We start from the raw sequence: 2,530 nt of genomic DNA on the forward strand, positions 1-2,530 counted from the left end.
GCGCCCACGTCGTGTTTTGGGCTACCATACGCCGTCAGAGCTATTTGATGCATTCCTCGATGAAGTTTATGCTATTGAGTGTGTTTCTTGATTATAGTTGTTCAAATTCAACTTGCAATTTACCAATCAATGATGTTGACCATATTGTAGTTCAAATCTCCCGCTCCGCCACCACTATAAGCGCCCCGGGCGTCAACACTGGAAAGCTTGGAATTACGAATCGTTACCGTATTATGAACAGCTCCGCCGCTGACCAGATACCCTCCATAAGGGTTAAGACCACCTTCATCAGATTCTGAAGAGCTCTTCACTAAAGAGATGGTATTTGTCACAAAAACCGAATTATAATCGGCATTTCCTGCACTGCTCAATCCGCCTCGAATCCAAGTGTGAGCCGCAAAGCTTCCATCTGGCACGTTAATCAGATTGACCACATTCCCGGCACCTTCCTGCCCTGCTGCACCATTTTCAGTAAAAGCGCTAACCACATTCTCCCTCACAAACCCACCGGTCATATTCGTCACATTGCCCGTGACATCGTTATTCTTGCTGTAGCCGCCCATAACACAGCCAACGGTTCCCCCTGTGAGATTTAGGGTATTATGTATCGCTTTCCCTTGTTCAGCGTATCCACCGTAGGCAAAGTTCATATTAGCTTCACCGCAGACGGTAAGCGTATTGTCGACGGCATTGTCCAAGCCAGATGCCGCGCCGCCTGATTCATTTCCAGTGCCGGAAGACTTCGTATACGGCGGCTCAGTTACATCCTTCGCCCAGGCTGGCTGAAGGCCGACTCCCATCCCTAAAATGCTGCAAAGCACCAAAGCCGCCAAAATTCGGTTTTCTTGTCCGTTACAATTTCCATTTTTGCGAAGGTTCGTCCTCATAATTTGTGCCAGTACCCCCTAAGGTACCGGCTCCCCCCCCTTCAATAAGCGGCTAAAGGCTCTCCCACAGATCTTTAGACATGCGAAGCTATTTGTTAACTTTTTTCTAACATTTCCACATTTTTATTATAGCCTTGTTTATTTAAAATGTCTAAGAAGATAACAATTACAGGTTTATAGCTATTTATTTTTAACCGTTAGTGTAAATAATAGTACACGTCAAAAATATTCGCGTAATTATTTAATAAAACTTATATTGATTTGTATTATATGGTGTGGAGTTAACATTATATGGTGCTGGTCGAAGAATTTCTAATATCCGTAGGGCGGGCAGTAAACTATCGATGTGATTCACCCTACCGGGCAGCATGGCCGGGCCCATCCGAGGCGCTCCGCGCCCCACCTTCCCGCAATTCCGTGCCCCTTCTGCGCCTCTAATAGCTTTGGAATAGGCGCAGCGCCCCCATTTCAGCCGTTTCCACGGCGAAATGGAGAAAACGAGTGCTGCTTTGCGGGAAGGCAGCGGCCGGTGGCCGCAAAACGTGGATGAACTTCTATCGTCGCCGGTCGGCGACACTTCCTGAGCGGATTGCCGTGCTCCAGTCGTTATCGCCTTACAAGCTCAACTCCTGGACGGCTGTCGCATGGCTCGCGTATTCCAAACAGCTTTTGGAATACTTATAGCGCTGTTTGGACGCGAACGCAACGCTTGCAGGAAGCGTTCTATAACCACTACTGGTCAATTGTTAATCGTTACGATAGCTTTACCACTACATTCATTATCAAAATCACCTACAGCCCCGGCCAGCACGTTCTCTGCCCTCCCCGCCTAACAGGAAGGGGAGGGACGGGCCACGCCAAGAATCCATAGGCCCTGTGTGGGGAAGCTCCTACTGCGGCCAAAGGCCGCAGCAAAATGGCTGGAGACAATCCATCGTGGATTGTCTCCAGCCATTTCGTATATTCTATCTTGATTCCTCAACAGCTTGAAGCCCCCGGGTTTCTATCTACCAATCCCCGCTGACCGCACGTCCCTTTATAATCTCCTCCCTTTGGGAGACGCATCCAAGAGTCCACAGTTTATCAAAGGACTCTTGGCTAATGCGAGCCATGCGATAGCCGTCCGTGAGCCGAACCCGTAGGGTGAAGGGGAACGGAGCACGGCAATCAGCTAGGGGGAGCTGGCACCGCAGGCTGACTAAGGGAGTCGTATCCATTTCTCAAGGCCGTGGCCGTAGAAAAATGGAATATACGACCCCTGCGATAGCCGTCCGTGAACCGAACCCGCAGGGTGAAGGCGAAAGGAATACGGCGAACCGCTCGGGAATTCCCGGCACCACGTCACTTCAGGCCCGGGGACCGCACCAACGCTACACAAAAAGGGGCTGTGAAAAAATACGTGCTCCCGAAAGAAAAACCGTCTTGAGAGCTCAAAAGAGTTCGCAAGACGTTTTTTGTTCTTTACAACCATATCTAATAAACTTCCTCAGTCAGTCCTGCAGACTGACGGCCCCTACAACGCTTTGCGCTCATATCCAATTCTCAAGGCTATATGCCGCAGAGAATTGGTTAATATGAGCCATGTGATAGCGGCCTGCAAAGCGAACCTGGAAGGTGAAGCTGAGCAGCATGCCGCGAACCAC

General features: G+C 49.7%; 1 protein-coding gene. It reads right to left on the reverse strand.

Translation table 11 applies throughout. The annotated features are described in order from the left end of the window. Positions 1-119: 119 nt before the first annotated feature. Entirely contained in the window at positions 120-887 is a 768-nt protein-coding gene (locus C7E10_RS11865; protein ID WP_105327526.1) for a hypothetical protein, read from the reverse strand. Between the last annotated feature and the right edge of the window lie 1,643 nt (positions 888-2,530).

It is taken from the genome of Acidaminococcus hominis (assembly GCF_900291475.1).
In the GTDB taxonomy this organism is placed as follows: domain Bacteria; phylum Bacillota; class Negativicutes; order Acidaminococcales; family Acidaminococcaceae; genus Acidaminococcus; species Acidaminococcus hominis.